A 19693-nucleotide genomic window follows, 5' to 3' on the forward strand; every position below is an offset into this window, starting at 1 on the left:
TTTACTTAATTTATCCTCTGCCCAAACTCATCAATAAAATGATAAGTGCTGGCACCGGCATCTTTCTTGTACAATATCTTTTTTGCAGGATTATTAATGCTATAGAAATCGTAGTCGTCACTGTTTGGTATTTTTTCCAGCACATAACCGCGTCCCGGATTATTTTTCACCCAAGCTGCAGGATTGGCCATGAATGTTGTCAGCAGACTTATAATGTATAAATTTTTAGGAATTTCAAATTTGGGGCTGGCATCCTGAATACGGCTCAATTCTCTTACACCATTGGTAGCAATAAGAAAAAGCAAATGTTTTGTACGGGAATAATAATCGCCGAGATAGTCCGACCACCAGTCTGGTTTTTCCAAAGTGCTTGAAAACACAAGTGTTCCGTTGATTTCTTTTACCAGTGCTGTGCCGAAGTAATCATTTGCATATAGTTTGAATCTGAGCTTGACAGATTTATTTTGCAACGCACTATCTGTATTATAAATAACCAATGGTATGGATACGGTGCCTTTATTTGCAGGCATAACGTAACTGTCTTTGAAAGCTTCGTAATGTTTGCCCGGCACTGCAGTGGAAGAGTCCGGCATCGCTTTGATGACAAATTTCCTGTCGGTGTTTGTTTGAACGCCGGAGATGCGTACAGGTATCATGATGGTGTCAAGTGCCATGTCCGGTGTGTAGGCAAATGTGTATAGAATACTGTCTTTGTCGTCAGAGCTAAAATTGAAAACAATATTGTCAGGGCTGTTGTACTTCAGCTCTTCTGCTTTTTTGCAGGAAGCTATTGTAAGTACAAGTAGTATAATGGGAAATAATTTTTTCATGCTCAAAATTTTTGAATGAATACGCTGTTAATTTCTTTGTCCGAATTCTATTTCATCATTTGGTAAAGGCAGCACAAATATGTTGCTTGATGGACCGTACGATCCGCCATTAAGTCCTACAATGGCTTTGTTGAGACGTTTGTACATGTAAAATATTTGTCCCTCACCATAAAACTCTTTGCGGGCCTCTTTCACCAGTTCATTCAAAAATTCATTCTTGGATGCGGTGACCAGACTGACGCCGATATTTCGTGCAAATCGTACTGAGTCAACAAACCCTTGCGCTGCTTTCGGATTCGCATCATAGGTACATTCGGCGGCGATGTAATACATTTCGCTCAATCGTAAGGCAGGCGCCATTAATGGATGTCTGTTCGCTGTGAGATCATCGTCCTTCGCGTCCGGATTGCGTACATATTTTTGAAGCGCAAGGTTCCTTACCCCGGCATCGACAGATGCAAACCATTGTTTGTAACGGTTGTCAGTTCCGCCTACTCCTGCAACTTCATATAGAAATGTGGCGCCATCTTCTTTTATGAGTATGCTTTCATTTCCCTGGTCAAACAACTTTGAAAGATCGTCGACCATGTCCGGAATGTAAAAGGCAAAGATTAATTCTTTATAGTTGATCCTGTCCTTGAGCTTGATGTCGGAGTTGATGAAGTCTCCTTTGTCAGTAAATGGAAATTTCTTTGAGTTGATTATTTCCATTGCGTTTGCAAGTGCATTCACTTTGTCGTCTTTGTACAGGTACACTCTTGCCAACTCTGCGCACACCGCATAATAGTTGAAGCGGTGTCTTCTGTTTTGCAGGAAAAGATCGGTTGATGATTCTTCCGTGTATTTAAGTGTATCGGTAATGTTTGGATAGTTAACTCTGTAAGATGCGCTCATGATGGGATCTACAGGTCTCAATAATTCTTTTGCCTGTAACAGGTCTGCAATCATTTTATCAATGCTTTCTGTGACGGTTGACAGATCTGTTACTTTGTTCGTGAAGCTTGTTACATAAGGAATTGCTTTTGTGCTGGCACCGGTTGCAAATGATGGCCCGAATAAACGCAGCGCATCAAAGTGCAGATAGGCACGCATCCCCAATGTTTCTCCTTTAATAAGATCATGCCCTTTGTCTGTAAACAGGTTCTTCTTGCTGTCAATATTTTCCAGTATCAGGTTACAGTTGCCTATTGCGTTATACAAACCCTTCCATGCATTGTCTTTCCTGTTTATGAAGTCTGCATCTTTATAGTTGTACAAAGATGTTTGCAAATATTTACGTTTATCGTAGGCGGACTCAATAGAGAAGTTTTGTGCCAGTACGTCCGGGAAGCCAAATGTAAGCTCAGTGCCATACAGGTCGCCTGATGCACAACGGGAGTAAATGCCGTTCATTGCTTCTTCAAAGCCCTGTTCTGTTTTAAAAAGATCCTCTTCCGATACTTGCGATTGCGGAGTTATATCGAGCCATTTTTTGCACGATGTAAATGCCGTTGCAATTATTATTGTTATGATTAGAATATTTTTTTTCATGCTTTACCTTTTAGTGTTTAACTACATTCACACCGGTTTAGAAATAAGTTTGCAGTGAGAAGTTGAAGCTTCTTGCAAACGGATAATCGATACCTCTTTCTGCTTTGATGGATGACCAGCGCCACACGTCGTTTGCTGTTAAAGCAATTCTCAGATTTTTCATGCCGATCTTCTCAAATACTTTCTTGTCGAAATCATAAGAGAAGTACAATGATTGCAGTTGCAAAACATTGTCTTTCTGTATAAACCTTGATGTGGTTTGTGTTTGATCATGGTTAGCAATGTCTTTGTAAAAAGTTCTATCGCCGGATTTTTTCCATCTTTCATCAAACACTCTTTGGTCCACGTTCTTTTTAGGATCGGCATTTTCTACTCTGTCAACCAATGTCTGGTTGTAGAGATAACCGCCAAACTTTGTGTAGAATGTAGCATTCAGCATAAATCCTTTGTAGGAAATACTGGTACCGAAATAGCCTTCAGTTTTTGGCGTGGTTACTGCGATAGGCATATTGTCTTTTACATCCCAATCGTAAGTAAGCGTTCCGTCTTTCTTCATGTAGATCTCTCTACCATTTTGAGGATCGATACCCATTGATCTTACTGCGTAAATTGCATCGAGCGACTGACCTTCTGCGTAACGTACAAGCGGAACGCCTTTCATAGAGCCCACTTGCGCGGTATCGGCATTGTCGTTGTATTTTTTAAGCGAGTTGGAAATTTTTGTAACCTGGTTTCTGTTTGCGGTCATGTTGGCAAACACGCTGATGTTCCAATTCTTTTGTCTGTAAACTATGGCTCTGATGTTTAACTCTGCACCATAATTTTCTACATCACCGAGGTTGGCTTTCTGTGTAGAACTGCCGGTTGACGGTGCCAATACGATGTCAGACAACATTCCCTTTGTGTATTTGTAATAATATCTCGGAGAAATGATGATGCGGTCCTTCAGCAAACCGAGGTCAAGACCAACGTCGAAGTTTTGTGTTTTTTGCCATTGCAAATTGTTGTTGCCAATATTGCTTACCGCCGCTCCAACGCCTGTTGAATACCAGTTGTTGGTATAATAATTATAGGTGGTGATGGCCATATCCGGAGGGAAAGAAACCGCACCTGTCACACCTGTGCTGGCTCTAAGCTTCACCTGGCTAAAGACATTTGATCTGAAGAAGTCTTCTTTATGAATGTTCCAGCCAACGCCCAGCGCTCCGAATGGCGCCATTTTGTTATCGTTTCCGAATTTTGAAGAACCATCTTCGCGGAACGAAAAGTCAAGCAAATATTTATTTCTATAGGTGTAGTTAAGCGTTGCAAGGAATCCCACCAATCTCTCCTGTTGGTAAGAACTGTAAGGAGTTGATGATTCAGGGTATGCATTTGCATAACCTATATTGCTGAACCTGTCGTTCGAAAAACCAATAGCAGTGAACGCTTTATAATCATTGATCACAGAACGGATATTTGATCCCAAAGCAAAGTTGAGATAGTGACCGCCAAGCTGTTTGTTATAGGTCAGCATGATGTTTCCATCAACAGCAGTCATGTCTTCATTACCATAGGTATATCGTCCGCGCTTTTTAATGTCCTGCGGTGAGTAATAGAAAAATTCGTTGGCAAATGGAGAAGTAAAGGCATCCTGGTCTGTTTTTGTCTTGGTCAAACTTACCAAGCCGCGCAAACGCAGATTGTTGGTGATGTTCCACTCCAATGAAAGCGCATCGATCAACTCGAGATATTTTGTTCTGTTAAAGCTTCCGAGTGTTGCGTTGTACATTGGATTCAGCACCTGGCCACCATTTACCAAGCCTGTTCCCGGCCATTTGTCGATCACTCTGATGATGTTACCGGCAGAATCTGTTTTTGGATAATAAGGGTTCATCGATACATATTCTGCGAAACTTCCGTAAGGAGATTCTTTTGCATTTACCTGGGTTACGGTCAGTGCATTGCGGAACATGATCTTTCTGCCGGGATTGTAAGAAAGGCTAAGACCCGCGCTGTACCTGTCTCTGCCGGAACCCTTCATAACGCCAGGGGATGTTTGGTAACGAAGCTCAAGGCCATAACGCATGTTGCTTGTACCTCCTTCAATGTATAACGAGTTCTTGTTGCCGATGGCAGTTTTCAATGGTTGCGAGAGCCAGTATGTGTTTACGCCGCCAACAACCAATTGTTTCCTTTGATAGTAAAGTGCATCCAATTCATCCTGCGAAGCGCCGGGAACATGGCTTTGGCTGTAAAGTCCCGCCAGTCGTTCATACTCCAGTTTATCTGCAGCATTTAAAACGTGATAGTCGTTAAGGTCAGGGCTTGTTACATTTAACTCGTAGTTGTAAGACACTGCAAGCTTTCCTTCTTTCGGTGCTTTTGTAGTGATCACCACTACTCCATTTGCAGCACGTGAGCCATACACGGCAGTAGCAGCAGCATCTTTCAAAATGGTGATGGATTGCACGCGGTTAACGTCAAGGTCATACACTTTTTCAAGGCTCACTTCATAACCATCCATAATGAAAGTCGGCAGGTTCACATTACTTTTCAGGTTATCTCTGCTCAGCACTTCATTTGAGCCTGAAGGCAATGCGGTACTTCCGCGAACGGTAATGTTTGGAAGCGAATTTGGGTTTGATCCCACTATATTGTTTTCGACAATCTTAAATGAAGGATCGTATACAGAAATACTCTGCAGCATGTTCTGCGGATTCATTTTCTTAAGGTCCTCGCCGGAAACAGTGATTGCAGTTCCGGTAAAGTTGTCTTTCTTCAACACCTGGTAACCGGTTACAATTGTTTTGTCAAGCGCTTCCGGTTTTAGAGCGAGCCTTACTGTTATGAAACTGCTGTCCGTAACTTTTATTTCCTGGCTTTCATAGCCAACAGAGGTTACCGTGACGGTCATGCCTGCAGTATAAGGAATGGCAAATTCGCCTTTGCCGTTGCTGGCAATAATCTGTTTGCCGCCTTTTAAAGAAACGGTAGCTCCAGCCACTGGCAGCCCCGTTTTATCATCGATTACTTTACCACGCACATCCGATATCACAACACCCGCGACTAGCTGTGGTGCCGCTTCTTCTTTTTTATAAGTGATGACAATGGTGTTGTTTACAATACTGTAGGTAAATGGCTGTCCCTTCAGTGTTTCCTTCAGCGCATCAGTTAGTGGAACATCTTTCAAATAGATGTCTACTTCGTGTGCGGCTTCCAGTATTCTGGCATTGTAGAAAAACAGGTAACCTGTTTGTTTCTTAATGTCCTTAAATACCGTTTCCAGGGAAGCGTTCTTCCTCGAAATGGTTACTTTTTGTGAATAGCCTGCGGCAGATACCTGTAAGCAACCCACAAGTAAAATAATAGCAGTGAGTTTCATCACGGTGAAAATTTTGTTTTTCGCGAGGTCACATATATGCACGTGCCTGCTAAAAGCAGTTAAATTCATACTTTTGTAATGGTTGGGATTAGTCAATAGCAGTTTTGTCTCAAAATTTCTGATGATCCCCAACTTCCGCCGGTCGTGTAGCAGCACTTCCGGCTTTTGTTTTTATGGGGAGTTCAGCGGTTGTGTTTTTGTTAACTCATTGGTTGTTTTTTTAAAGTTTTAAGTTTTAAGTAGTAAGTTTTAAGTAGGTAGTAAGTTCTTAGAGATTTCATTACTTATAACTTAAAACTTACTACTTAAAACCCTATGGTAATACAGTTATTTTCTTGCCGTCTATTTTAAAATGAACCTTGTTCAGTTCCAGTATTTTCAAGACTTCTGATACATTGCTGTTGCGTGATACTTCACCTACAAATTTTTCCGTCGGCACTTTCCCCTCATAGCTTATTTCCACATCGTACCATCTTGCAATCTGTCTCATGATGGTTGGGATATCAGCATTTTGAAAAGAGAATACATTGTTTTTCCATGCGATAGCATCTTCTACATCAGCTGCTGCAACTTTAATGTCATTGGTATTTTTATTCATAATAGCCTCGTGCCCTGGCGCGAGAATGCTGGCATTGTTTTCACTTACCACTTTCACTTTCCCCTCGATGAGAGAAGTCTTGATGCTGCTTTCATCATCATAACAGTTAATGTTGAAGCTGGTACCTAAAACCTGCACCTGCATATTGTTTACGGCTACTTCAAATGGTTGTTCGGCATTTTGCGCTACTTCAAAATATGCTTCGCCTTTCAGCTCCACATTTCTTTTATCGCCGGTAAATGCGGTGGGGAATTTCAGGTATGATGCGGCATTCAGCCAAACCTTTGTGCCGTCTGGCAATACGATGCGGTACTGGCCGCCTCTTGGCGTGGTAAGTGTGTTGTACTGAATGGCAGCAATATCTGTCGATTTTTCTGTGTTGTAGACCAGTTGTCCGTTTCCGGGCTTTTCAATTTTGCTGTTGCCTTGTTTTGCAACCAAACCGTTGTTGGCACTATCAAGCACAATGGCGCTTCCGTCGGCGAGTGTGAGCATTGCTTTGTCGCCGCCTGGAGCTACGTCATTTCCAAATTTTGATTTCAATTGAACAGCGACATCAGGCGTTTCCTTTTTGTTGTAGAGGAAATAAATGCCTGCGGAAATGAGCAACATGGCTGCAACGCCTGATACGGCCAACCATTTACGACTGCGCGAAGATTTTTTCTGGTAAGTATGTAATGGTAAAACAGGCGTCTTGCTCTCTGCTGTAATGCTGCTGTACATTACGTTCCAATCAACTGAATAATCCTGCTGATCGGTTTGTAATTGTTGCCAGAGTTCGCGTGCGGGACTGTCTGCAAGCTCGTTGCCGGGAGTTTCTTTAATGATGTCGAGCAGCTCCTGCAGTTCTGCAGCAGTTGCCTCATCATTTATATAACGACGAAAAAGATGGTCCAGTCTGTCATTCGAATTTGTCATGCAGTGACGTTTTTCAACTTGCTTTGCTGCGTTTTAACGGCAGTTGAAAGCGGTTTTGGTTATTTAATATGGATAGCAAAATCGTGGTCCTCTATAGCAAGACACTTGAAAAGTTGGTTGGTAGTAGTGAGAGGGAAAGTTTTTTTAACCACAGAGGGCAAGGAGATTTTTTTCACAGAGGAAAGGAGGATGCCGCATCAGACCTGACAAATCGCGAAAAACTGTCTAAGTCTTAGCCTCTGAGGATACAGCTATTTTCCTCTATCCTCCTTCTGCTACTAAATATTCTTCACACCGCCCTCTCTCCGTTAACTCTGTGAAAAAAATTTCCTTGCCCTCTGTGGTTAAAAGAGGCTGCACAAACACGATGCCCGAAGGACTAAAAAAGACCCGGCAAAGTTTTTGCAAACCCGCCAGGTCCTGATAAATCCGACACGCTTTTTACTTTTTACTTTTGATTTTTTCTTTCTCTTCTACATTGGGAAAATCTTTGCCAGCGCTTTACCCAGCTCCTCGCCTCTTAAGTCGCGTGCAACTATTTTGCCTGTTGGGTCGATAAGGAAATTTGCAGGAACGGCGTTGATGCCATACAATCCGGCCACTTCGTTTTTCCAACCTTTGAGATCAGAAACCTGTGTCCACGGCATGCCATCTTTTTGGATCGCTTCAACCCATTTGTCTTTCTTGTCATCGAGAGATACCGCTAATACATCAAAGCCTTTGTCTTTATAGTGCTTGTATTCTTTTAATAAATTCGGGCTCTCTGCTCTGCAAGGTCCGCACCAGCTTGCCCAAAATTCAAGCAACACATATTTGCCTTTGTAAGAAGCTAAAGTAACCGGCGCACTTTCGGTCGTCAGTTGCTGGAAGTTAGGCGCCATCTGACCTACAGCGATTCTGCTTAAGGTGGCAATGCGTGCAGAAACTTCTTTGCCTTGCTCGGATGCTTGTACTGATTTGCTTAAATTTCCAAACAATCCTTTGCTCTTTTCCAAGGTTTTTCCATCGAGGTAATGCATCAGTTCCCATGCGGCTCCCGGGTGATTTGGATGCTCCTGAATGAAGTCCAATTGCATCTTCCTTGACATATCGCTTTGCTCGTTTCTGGCTCTGTTGAACTGTGACTTATATTTTTCAACAGATACAGAATCCTTGTCATTATAGGCTTTCATCCATTGCTCGTATATCACCTGCACTGGCTTGCGTGTGTCATTTTGCGCCTGGTTGTATTTTGCATATTCATTCACCACTGGCGAACCCTGCACCTTTGCATCGTATAATGAGTCGATGTTTGCTTCGATAATAACCGGTGCCGTGGCATCTACATACAAATCAATCTTCACCGTATAAGTTTTGTTGAAAAGCATGGCGTAGCTTGGCTCAGAAACTTTTCCTTTAAAAACGAAATCGCCATTTTTTGTTACTGCTGTATCAGCTTTCATCGTTTTCATGGTGCCGTATGCGAGGTACAATTCACCATCCGGCAGTCCCGTTATGTGTCCAGTAAGTGTGAAGTCCTTTTTCTGCGCATCTGCAGTAAAATTTGTGGAGCAAAATACGCCGGCCAGCAATAGTGTATATGCAGCTTGTTTCGCGTTGATCATGTTGTGTTAAAAATTTGTTTGTTATAGCCAGACACGTGAAAGCGACGGAGGTAGTAGTCAGAAGGAAGAAATTTGAAAATTTGGGAATTTGAAAATTTGAAAATTGGTGTGCAACTTCGTGAACTGGGTTTACAATCTCAAATTTGAAATCCTGTTCTAAGAAATTAGGAAGATCGCTAGAATAATAGCGGCTTTGCTGAGTGGCATTTTTGTGCGGATAAAACGCAGGGCTTCTGTAAGATGCTTTTTTACAGTGTTTGGAGCTATGCCCATTTCAAGTGCAATTTCCTGCGTGTTCATACCTTTATTACGACTGTATTCATATACACGCCTTTGCTGCGGAGGCAGTTGCGACAAGGCTTCTTGCAAAATGCGGAGATATTCACTGCTGGTGATATGATCGTCAACGTTGTTCCTGTAGTGGTTAGGTTCCAGGTACGATTGCAGTTCGCTGATTAGTTTATCATTGTTGGCAACGGCACGCAAATAATTTAGTGTCCTGTTCCTTGCTAACGTAAAAATGTAGTTGTCAAGATTGGTAACGTTTTGTAAGAGATGTGCGCTTAACCAGAGTTTGATGAAAATATCCTGTGTGAGTTCTTCTGCAGCAATATGTGATTTCGCTATGGCCAGCACATAACCGTAAACTCTTTTGTTGTATTGATCAAAAAGTTCACGGAACGCACTTTCCTCCATTTGCATGTTAGTTTCTTGAGCCATAGCAGTTTACATGGTGATAATTCAGGAATCTAAAATAAGCCAAAATTCGTCAATTTGAGTAATCGATTGCAGAAGCCGATTCGGTTAGTATGATAATTTACTGATAATTAACCATTTGAAAATTTGAGGATTTGAAAATTTGAAAATTCTTTGTGTGTAAATGTCTATATAATCAATAGACTTTCCTTTGTTGATTTAAAAAACAACTGCTGAAGTGTGCGACGCAAGCAAAGCCCAATAGCATTAACACAGTCGACTACAAAAAACTTCTGCCCAAATTTTAGGACTGTAAAATGGGAATGCGACCCCCGTTTTTGAACTCATAATAAATCATGATAGTCATGAAAATCTGCCTGCCCGACTGAAGTCGTTCGGGCGGGCGTTCTCTCCCATTTTCAAATTTTCAAATTAATTTCAGCTTCTCCTCTTCTATGTCTATCTGGTGTAAAAACTTACGGATCACGTCTTCGTCGAAGCGTGTGTCGGTGTGGTTTTTATTGAGCAACCATTTTCGTTGTTGGTTCAGTACGTCGAGATAGATCGCTTTGCTTTCAGCGTTAATGACTTCGTCGTAATCTTCTGTGCTTTTCTCTTTCCACTTTAGGGCCATTTGCCGGAGCATGCTATGGTTGTCTATTTGCCCATCGTAGTTGGTGGTTAAGTGATTCAATGAATGCTTTGCCAATTCTTTTTTGATGATAATTTCTTCTTCTTCTTCCGGAATGTAATCGTCAAACGAAGGCAGTTTCATTTTGTTGATCAGATATGGAAGCGTTAAGCCCTGTACTACCAATGTGGTTAAGATGACTATGAAAGTAATAAAGAGGATCAGGTTTCTTTGAGGAAACGGAGCGTCGTTTATTTCCACCGGAATAGACAATGCGGCGGCGAGCGAAACCACTCCGCGCATGCCCGTCCAGCCAAGCAGTATCGGCGCTTTCCAACCGGGATGCCGGCGATCTGCAACTGTAATGTAATTGCGGGCAATCAGTGTGGTGAAGACTGCACCAAACGTAGAAACGAATCGTATGACAATCAGAACGGCAGTAATTAACAATCCGTACCCTAATGCGGAACCAACACTTATTCCCTCTTGTTTCAAACCTGCTACGATTTCCGGCAGGTCGAGGCCGATGAGCAAGAACACGATTCCGTTCAATACAAACACAAAACTTTCCCAAACATTGGCACCACGCAGTCGCGACACGCTGCTTAAAAAGTGATGTCTTTTGTTTGACAGTAACAACCCTCCGCTTACAACAGCCAGCACGCCGGAGCTATGCACCTCCTCTGCAACCATGTACATTATATATGGTGTGATGATGGTTAGTACAATATCCATGTTGGCATCTGTGGGCAGGTATTTATGCACTTTCATGAAAATAAAACCTATCAATAAACCAACGCCTATGCCGCCAACCAGCATCCAGCTAAAACTCAACGCTGCATGGTACCAGATGAATTGCCCTGTGCCTACAGCAATTAATGCAAAGCGAAAGATCAGCAATGATGATGCGTCGTTCAGCAAACTCTCGCCTTCCAGTATGGAGACCATGCGCTTGGGAACTTTCACAAACTTTAAAATGGCGCTGGCACTTACTGCATCGGGTGGCGAAACGATGCCGCCAAGCAAAAAGCCGAGAGCCAGGGAGAATCCGGGTATGAATGCATTCGCCGCGAATGCAACGGTAAGTGCAGTGAGAAACACGACGATGAACGCAAAGCTGGTGATGATGCGGCGCCAGTGCCACAGCTCTTTCCACGATATTGCCCATGCAACTTCATATAAAAGTGGCGGCAGAAAAATTATGAAGATCAAAGATGGATCTATGTGAACTGCCGGAATGCCCGGTACGAAGCTTGTCAGCAAACCGGCAACCACAAGCAGTACAGGATAAGCCACTTTCAATTTGTTTGCCAGCATGATGATCAGCACAATCGCAAGGATCATAAGCAGGTAAAAAGGAAAATATTCAATCACGGGTGTTGTTTTGTTGTTTGGAGTAAATTTAAGGAATGTCTTTTATGTAATATATAAATGCCGCACGTCATTGCGAGTCCCCTGCCGAGAGCGCATGGTTGAATGATTACAACAATCGGAAATAGCAGCGAGCGGGGCGAAGCAATCTCCTGCGACTCGCAACCAGAGATTGCTTCGGCCACTTGTCGACTGTTTGAGTTACATTCTAAACGCATGCCACATTTCTCCACAGGCCTCGCAATGACGTTGCGGTTTTGTTGTGTTTTTAATGAGCAGACCGTTATTACAAATTGTAAACTCACTGCTCCATTTACGTTTGGTAAAATAACAAAAAGCCCGCTTTGCAGCGGGCCTGGCAACATATAAATGCCGCACGTCATTGCGAGACCCCTGCCCGGAGCGCATGGTTGAATGATTACAACAATTGCAAATAGCAGCGAGCGGGGCGAAGCAATCTCCTGCGAGTCGCCACCAGAGATTGCTTCGGCCACTCGCCGACTGTTTGAGTTTCATTCTAGATTCGGCCATTCTTTCTCTGCAGGCCTCGCAAAGACGATGCGGTCTTGTTTTTATTGCAAAACAAAAAGCCCGCTTTGCAGCGGGCTTACACACACGAGAGATATTTGAGGCAATTAATCCTTTGGTTGAATAAGGCTTCGACAAGCTCAGCCTTACATTCTGCCTACGCGTTCTGCGTTAAGCGTTAAGCTTTCAGTGTTGTCTACCTTTCCCTGTACGTCAGATCTTTAATCTTTCCAAATCCTGTCAGGCTTTGGAACAATGTTAACTGTCCATTTGCTTGTGGCACGTTGTAGAAGTCGAGTGTACCACCGGATGTAGCGCTCACGCCGTCATGACTAGCAACGATCAGCTTGTTATACAGTACTTGTTTGCCTGCGGTTCCTGAAGTATAGGCACCACTGAAAAAATGCTGGAACTTTAAAAGTGTTACAGGCTTTGCCTGATTGATCATCAGGATGCTTTGTTTCAATCCCAAATCATATTCATACACTTTTCCTCCTACGTTATAAAACAAATAACTGAAGTCAGGGCTTACCGCAAATTTTTCTGCTTTGTCAAAATCTGTTGCAGTGATTTCTGCATAATAAGTTTGATTGACAGCTGATGCCAATGTAAATTTAGCGATGTACGTTTTGCCAGCTTCCACATTGCGCAATACCGCCATTACTTCACCACCATTGTAAGGTGTCCATTCCATGTAAACCAGGTCCATTCCTGTTTTGTAGTTAAACAACGGCATGCTTGTTGGCATTGGTGAGCAGCTTGTAGCTCCCGGAACATGACGCAAAAATCTTTTGTTTTTTGTATCGTATAGTACCATCCCGTATAGGCTGGTTTGTGTAGGTGCTGCGGCCATAAACGGCGACGCCGTAAATGGATCAGTTTCTCCGGTTACAATGTTGATAATACTGGAAAAATACAATTGATAAGTGCGGTAGTAATAATAAATATTTCCCGCAGTGCTGTGCATGAAGCTGCAGTCACTGGCTGGCATAAATGAATCTGCAGTAAAATTTGACGGCACTTTTGACAACATATCAGTTTGGATATTCATTGTTAGATCCCATTTGAAAGTTTCAGGGTCTATGCGGTTTGTACCATCGTTCGTGCTGATATAGATGCCTTTTGTGGCAGAGGAATTGGTCAGGGGTGCCAGGAAGAAATACGTCACACCAACAGGTTTCGCAGTCATCGGTAGCTGAGACCCGGTGTACCCTAAAACATCCGGGATAACAGTGTAGGCGCTTTTAGCATATGAAGCCATGTCGAGACGGCTTTGTCCGTTCACGTCGCACAGGGCCAGAAAGCCTTCATATATGCTCGTTACAACGGAAAGTTTTGCAGTACCTTGCGCCTGAACGCCAGTCTTCTTATCGGTGATCCTGTAGTACAACGTATAACTTGATGCCGGCGGAATAACAACGGTAGCGTTAAGGTCACGCGTTGTTGCCAGTATTTTTCTTTGACTGGCATACAATGCTGCGGCATCCAGTGTTGACCACTCGTACGAATATCTTGTTGTATCGTAAGTGTTGGCTTCTGTGTCCATTGTTAATTTCAGAATTGGCTTGATGCTAAGCTTATCGCCATATGTAGCGATGTAGCTGCTATCCAGCGTTACGGAAATCTCATTGATATCATGGTACGAATAATTGCCTTTGTCTTTGTAGCATGCGCCCAGCATTGTGAGCATTGTTATAGCAATCAGCCAATAGGTTTTCTTATATATATACATAAGCTCGTTTTGAAGTTTTGAGTTCTGAGTTTTAAGTTAAGGTTGCCTTGCATCCCGGCTCTTAATTTCTAATTTCTAATTCCTTACTTCTATTGTACAGATGCGCCCATTGCCATCAATGTACCGTCGTCTTCGTAAACAGGCGTTCCTGCTGCTTTTTGTTGGTTGAGATATATTTGCACCGTACGGCCGTAATAGTTTTGCACGGGTATGGAAGTGCTTAGGCCTATTACATCACTGATCTCTTTTGGCGTTAAACCGAGTACCTGCGACATCAGATATACTTTTGCACGGCTGAATGTACCCAGGTACGTGGTGAGCCATTGTGTTGGTTTTTCTAAAATATCATTGAGAACGATCCTGTACTTAACATAGCTGAAACTTGCGCCTGTTATGCTATTAGTGATCTTCGTTTTCATCGCTGTTGAAAAATTGCTGTTGTCCTGCAACAACAGAATGATGCTAACGCCTTTCTGTTGAATATCTGCGGTGCGGTGCACTTTCAGGTATAATGTATCGACCGTTCTGCCTGCTCTTATTTTGAATGAATCTGCCAGTGCATCGTAATGCGTTCCTGCAATTGCTGTAGAGCTGTCAGAAATGATCACTTTCACTGAACGTGGTTGGTTGGAAACCTGTCCCATAATAGCAACAGGAATTCTTACAATGGAGTCTTTTATACTTGAGAGTGTGAAACCAAATGATACTACACCGGTATCTACACTGTTTAGATAGTTGGCTCTGAAGTAAACATCATTTGTACCTTCGTAGGTCATGATGCCTTCTTTTTTACAACTTGCAAACATCAGCAAGAGTAACGTTAAAGCGCCTGTATATTTTAGCAATTGCATATTTCTGTTTTAAAAGATCAATGAAAATTTGTTTCAGACTGAGGAATTGGCACTACATACTTTGTTTTATCCATTGTGACATTGCCTGAAGTGGCAGAGCCATTCGGAATTGATGTAGTCTTTGTTCTTTTATAGTAATAGAACAGCTGTCCCTCTCCGTAAAATTCTTTTTGATATTCTTTCTTTATTTCTGTTGCCAGTACCGCAGTGGTTGGAATGTTAGCATCTCCCCTGTTATAGCGCACTGTGTTCAACAAGTTAAATGCAGTGGTATTATCTGGAGTCGTTTCTGCTGCGATATAGTACATTTCGCTCATGCGGATCAATGGCATCATATAACGGAAAGTCATGTTGATATTGGCTACATCGGCGAACTTGTAAAAAGTTCTGTAGCTTTTGGCAGTCGCTGTGGGATAGATCCAGCAAGGGTTCAGCCTGTAATCATTTGGATAGGTTGCAGATTCCATCATGGTAGTGAGACGTCCATCCAACGGTGCAAGTATCGAAGCGTCTGTATTTGACGGTCCAAAATATTTGCTGTAGTTACCATACATATCAAGCGTTTGAACAGCGAAGAGCAATTCGGTAGAAAACATTCTGTCCGGATTGTCCTTGTTTGAAATCACTGCTGTGGAAGTTACCCAGGGGAAATATTTCTGTGCATTGGTGATTACAAACTGTGAAGCCAGGTAAGCATTGGTCTTATCGTTTCTATACATGTACACTCTCGCTTGTAACCCTTTCACTGCATAATAATTCATGCGGTAGTTCCTGTTTTTGAAAAATGCATCAACGTTGGGATCAGGATTTCCCGCTGTACCGAAGTTTATAACAGGATCGTTTGATAAAAGGGCCTCGGCTGTTTTTAGATCATCCATCACACTGTCCAATACATTGTTTCCCGGCAGATAAGCATTGTAAGAGGAACCTGTTTTTTTGTAATAAGGTATTGATGGTAAAATAGAATCTGCTGTGCTGTACATTGGCCCGAATAAACGGAACAGATCAAAGTGAAAAAATGCTCTCAGCGCTATCGCCTCACCTCTTAGTATTGAATCCTGCGAAGGTGTAACCACGCCTTTGTATTTGTCAAGCTGTGAAACAAAACTATTAACGTTGGTGATGCACACATAAGCGTTAGACCAAATGTCGTCGGCTGTTGCTTTTACTACATCCTGGGTAAAGCCGTACGACGAATAGTTATAGTATTTATGGCTGGAGCCAACGTTGTAGTATTGCGCCATTACATCGGTAAAGAACATGGTAAGGTTGCCGCCATACAGGCTGGACTTTGACATGCTCAGGTAGATGCCATTTAGTGCCTGATACGCACTTTGTGGCGTGCTGAATATTTGCTCTTCCGTAAACACATTCTCAGGTTTTACATCCAACCATTTTTTGCAGGAAGATAGTGACGCTATCATCAGCAGCAGAACTGAAATATATAGTGTTAGTTTTTTCATTCTTACAATTGTTTAAGGGTTAAAATGCTGCGTTTAAACTGAAGGAAAATGTATTGGCGAAAGGATAGTCAATGCCTCTTTCTCTTTGTATCGTCGATATGCGGAAAATGTCATTTGCGTAAGCAGTGATCCTGAAACTTTCCATGCCCAGTTTTTGAATCCATTTCTGACCAAGGAAATCGTATCCAAGACTGAATGACTCTCCGGAGATGTAATTTTCTTTTTGTACAAAGCGGGATGACATAGCAGTAGCACCTTCTCCTTTTATAGTAACCAGGTAAATTCCTTTGAACGAAGCGTTGTCTCCAGGTTTTTGCCAGCGGTCATATAATGCACGTTTGTCCTGGTTGGTACCAACAGAGAGATAACTGATGTTTTCAACTTTGTTGTACAGCGCAGAATTCAACACGCTTGCACCTACGCTGTAACGTATCGCTGCGCTAAACGTAAGACCTTTATAACGGAAGGAGGTACTTAGAACACCTTGCGCTTTCGGCTGAGAGTTGCCTACTTTTACCACGTCGTTTACATCGTAAGTAAATGTGTACTGTCCATCTTTTTTAATAAATACTTCCTGTCCTGTTGCGGGATCAATACCTGCAGAACGCACGGTCCATAAGTCTGTCGGGCTGTAGCCATCATAATATCTTTCCAGCGATTTGCTCAATTGGTTCTGTTTGTTCAGGCCAGCCAGTGTGTTGTTGAAGTTTTGATATTTGCTTTCCAGCATACCAATCGTTCCACCAAGCGTCCACATGATCCTTTTATTAAGGTTGTTGATAATCTTATAACCAACACCCAGATCCATTCCTTTTGTGACTAATGTGCCGGTGTTCAGTGGATAGGAGTTGATACCTGTGGAAGAAGGCAACGGCGCCAGAACGATCATCGGTTCGGTTACTTTGGTATAGACGTTACCCGTTAATGACAATCTGGATTCAAATGCCTGTATGTCGAGACCCAAATTCTTAGAAGTTGTAAGTGGCCATGTAAGATTTGGATTTGCCAACGTTGCAAGATCAACACCTTGACCGTAAAGGTTGATATAACTGTCATAAACATACGTAGCTATTGAAGTAATGCTTCCAAAACTTTGGTTACCGCTTGTTCCCACAGAGGCCCTTAAACGCAATGTATTCAGCCAGGTTGCTTTTTTCAGGAATGCTTCATTATGAATGTTCCATCCCGCTCCCACTGACCAGAAAGGACTGTATTTGTTCTCGGAACCGAAAGCAGTCGACCCATCGAGACGATACGTAAAGTCTGCAAAATACCTGTTGTCAAACGAATAGTTTAAACTTCCAAGCAGGTTGTTACGACGGAAAACAGAGGTTGTGGAACTTGGTTTTGAATTGTTCTGATAGCTGAAAGCAAACGCCGGGTTCCCTTTGCTTCCTGCAGGAAAACCTACTGCAGTAAAAGCAATCATTTCATTTCTTGACTGTTCGGCCTCTGCACGAAGATTGGCTGTTACCTGGTGCACCCCGGCAAATAGTTTACCGTAGGTAAGCATCACGTTTGTCTGGTAACTAAATCCGTTGATCTTTTTATTGGTGTATTTTCCTTTGGTGAAAATGCTGCTGTCCTGGAACATTGTATTTTCAGGAGAAATAAAAGTAACTCCGGTACTTGTATTTTGGTTGATCGAAATGGCTCCCTGTAATTGCAACTCAGGAAGAATGGTGTAAATGAGTTGCAGGTTTTCATTGTATCCAAACGACTTTGTAGTGTTGATGCTGGGTTGCAATGCATTGTACAATGGGTTGAACACATAGAATGTCGATCCCAGATAGTCCTTGCTTATTTCCAGGTATTTTTGCGCGATGCCCAATGAATCTCTTTTTTGAAAATAGGCAGGAGCTTTTACGTAGCTCGAGAAAGAACCATAAGGCGACTCTGTGGCATTGTAGCCGTTAAGGTAGAGTTTGTTGGAAAGGTTGAATTTTCCTTTGCGATAGCTGAAATCAAAGCTACCACCATAGTTTTGTCTTCCGGAACCTTTCATTACGCCGGAAATATTTTTATAGTTGAACCCAAGGCCATAGCGGGTTGTAGCGTCTCCGCCATCCGCATACAAATTCGTGTTTGAAGTAAAGCCTGTTTGAACAGGTTCGTTTAACCAGTAAGTGTCTGTGCCCTTTTGTACCAAAGCCAGGTGCTTACTGTACAGATCATCAAGATAGTATTGGTTCGCCCAGGATGCGGTGTTTGGTCCCATGGTATAACGGCCCGCCAGTTTTTCGAACTGCAATTCCTCCGTAGAGTTCATCATGTTGTAGCCCGTAAGATCGGGTGCCTGCACATTGAAATCGCCTGAGTAAGAAAGACGCATTTTGCCCGGACGAGGCTTTTTTGTTTCTATAACTACAACACCGTTTGCTGCCTGTGCACCATACAATGCGGTAGAGGCTGCATCTTTAAGGATGGTAACACTTCCAATTCTGTTGATATCGAGGTTGTTGATTATCTGGAGGGAAACTCTGAAGCCATCAAGAACAAACAATGGCTGGTTGGGGTCTGAGTTGAATTCGTCTTTTAGTGCATTGCTGCTAAGGCTGCTTTGGCCGCGGATTTCAATGTTTGGTAGAGAGTTGGGGTTAGAACCTTGCAGGTTGTTGTCCATTACAATGAAGGACGGGTCAAGGGTTTTGAGGCTTTGAATAAGATTTTGGTTTCCTACTACTTTTAATTGCTCACCGGTAAATGTTGCTGTAGCTCCGGTAAAGCTTTCTTTCTTGCGGGCGTACATCCCTGTTACAACAACATCGTCAAGTTTTTTGCCTGCTTTCTTCAACGCAACTACGAAATGCGTTTTGCCGCCTACTTCAATGGTTTTCGTTTCATACCCTACATACTGCACATAAATGGTTTTGGTATCATCGGGAACGTATACTTTAAATTCCCCGGCTTCATTTGTGATGCCGCCAAACGCTCTTGCATTAGCGACCGTTATTGCTCCACTGGGGCTTGTAACATTGTTTGAGCGGCCCTTCACAAAAACTGAAGCCCCAGCCAATGGTTCGTTGTTTTCATTCACAACTGTTCCCGTTATTAAGATCTTTTCGCCGTTGACTTTGGCGGCAATAGATTGAACTGTAACAATATCGCTGGTGCTGGGGTATCTTACGATAACCCTTTCTCCGCCTGTGTCTGCAACATTGTAGAGCGTTGTCGGTTTGGCATATGTTGTTTTCTTTCTGCCAGACACAATGCTGTAATTGGTCTCATTAATTTTAATGACTTTTAATCCATGTGGTTGTACCAATTTCTTTAAAACGGTTTCCACAGGTTCGTTTGATGAAGCAAGGTCATAGCTGGCGGAAATGCCATTCACTAATTTATCTTCAAACAGTAAGTTGATGTGATAGCGTTTTTGCACAAGTTGCAACATATCCCTGAGAGAACTGTCCGTCCCAGCTGTCACTGTTTGCAGGCGGCTGTTCATGTTCAGGGTGTAGGCTATGTTTTGGGCTGGTATGTACCCGGGTGACACCGCAACGCATGCGGATGCGATAAAACACAGAAGATGTTTTCTCATGTCAGTTTTTGGTTTGAAAAAAGGTATGTAAAAAGCAGG

Annotated in this window: 12 protein-coding genes; all 12 read right to left on the reverse strand. The window is 42.7% G+C overall.

Annotated features, from left to right (window positions below):
* Positions 1-5 precede the first annotated feature (5 nt).
* The gene (locus tag QJ048_RS12345) at positions 6-830 is read right to left on the reverse strand and encodes a DUF4843 domain-containing protein (protein ID WP_282334665.1); all 825 of its coding nucleotides are present in this window, start codon (positions 828-830) and stop codon (positions 6-8) included.
* Between the two features lie 27 nt (positions 831-857).
* Positions 858-2360 carry a RagB/SusD family nutrient uptake outer membrane protein gene (locus QJ048_RS12350; RefSeq protein ID WP_282334666.1) on the reverse strand — a complete coding sequence of 501 codons (1503 nt, stop codon included), beginning with the start codon at positions 2358-2360 and terminating at the stop codon, positions 858-860.
* 37 nt (positions 2361-2397) lie between these two features.
* Positions 2398-5724, reverse strand: coding sequence for a SusC/RagA family TonB-linked outer membrane protein (locus QJ048_RS12355; protein WP_282334667.1), 3327 nt, complete (start codon positions 5722-5724; stop codon positions 2398-2400).
* A 313-nt stretch (positions 5725-6037) separates the two neighbouring features.
* Positions 6038-7240, reverse strand: coding sequence for a FecR family protein (locus QJ048_RS12360; RefSeq protein WP_282334668.1), 1203 nt, complete (start codon positions 7238-7240; stop codon positions 6038-6040).
* Positions 7241-7713: 473 nt separating this feature from the next.
* Positions 7714-8844 carry a TlpA disulfide reductase family protein gene (locus tag QJ048_RS12365; protein WP_282334669.1) on the reverse strand — a complete coding sequence of 377 codons (1131 nt, stop codon included), beginning with the start codon at positions 8842-8844 and terminating at the stop codon, positions 7714-7716.
* A 156-nt stretch (positions 8845-9000) separates the two neighbouring features.
* Positions 9001-9564, reverse strand: a complete 564-nt coding sequence (locus QJ048_RS12370; RefSeq protein ID WP_282334670.1) for an RNA polymerase sigma-70 factor — start codon at positions 9562-9564, stop codon at positions 9001-9003.
* 403 nt (positions 9565-9967) lie between these two features.
* Complete coding sequence (locus tag QJ048_RS12375) at positions 9968-11545, reverse strand: Na+/H+ antiporter (RefSeq protein ID WP_282334671.1); 1578 nt, start codon at positions 11543-11545, stop codon at positions 9968-9970.
* On the reverse strand, positions 11542-12036 hold the full coding sequence (locus tag QJ048_RS12380) for a hypothetical protein (RefSeq protein WP_282334672.1): 495 nt from the start codon (positions 12034-12036) through the stop codon (positions 11542-11544). Before QJ048_RS12380 ends, QJ048_RS12375 begins: the two co-directional genes overlap by 4 nt.
* A 230-nt stretch (positions 12037-12266) precedes the next feature.
* Complete coding sequence (locus QJ048_RS12385; RefSeq protein ID WP_282334673.1) at positions 12267-13802, reverse strand: PKD-like family lipoprotein; 1536 nt, start codon at positions 13800-13802, stop codon at positions 12267-12269.
* An 89-nt stretch (positions 13803-13891) separates the two neighbouring features.
* Positions 13892-14653, reverse strand: a complete 762-nt coding sequence (locus QJ048_RS12390; RefSeq protein WP_282334674.1) for a DUF4843 domain-containing protein — start codon at positions 14651-14653, stop codon at positions 13892-13894.
* Positions 14654-14670: 17 nt separating this feature from the next.
* The gene (locus QJ048_RS12395) at positions 14671-16116 is read right to left on the reverse strand and encodes a RagB/SusD family nutrient uptake outer membrane protein (protein WP_282334675.1); all 1446 of its coding nucleotides are present in this window, start codon (positions 16114-16116) and stop codon (positions 14671-14673) included.
* 19 nt (positions 16117-16135) lie between these two features.
* A complete protein-coding gene (locus tag QJ048_RS12400; RefSeq protein ID WP_282334676.1) occupies positions 16136-19654 on the reverse strand; it encodes a SusC/RagA family TonB-linked outer membrane protein in 3519 nt (1172 codons plus the stop codon).
* Positions 19655-19693: the final 39 nt, after the last annotated feature.

Source organism: Pinibacter soli, from assembly GCF_029961145.1.
In the GTDB taxonomy this organism is placed as follows: domain Bacteria; phylum Bacteroidota; class Bacteroidia; order Chitinophagales; family Chitinophagaceae; genus Pinibacter; species Pinibacter soli.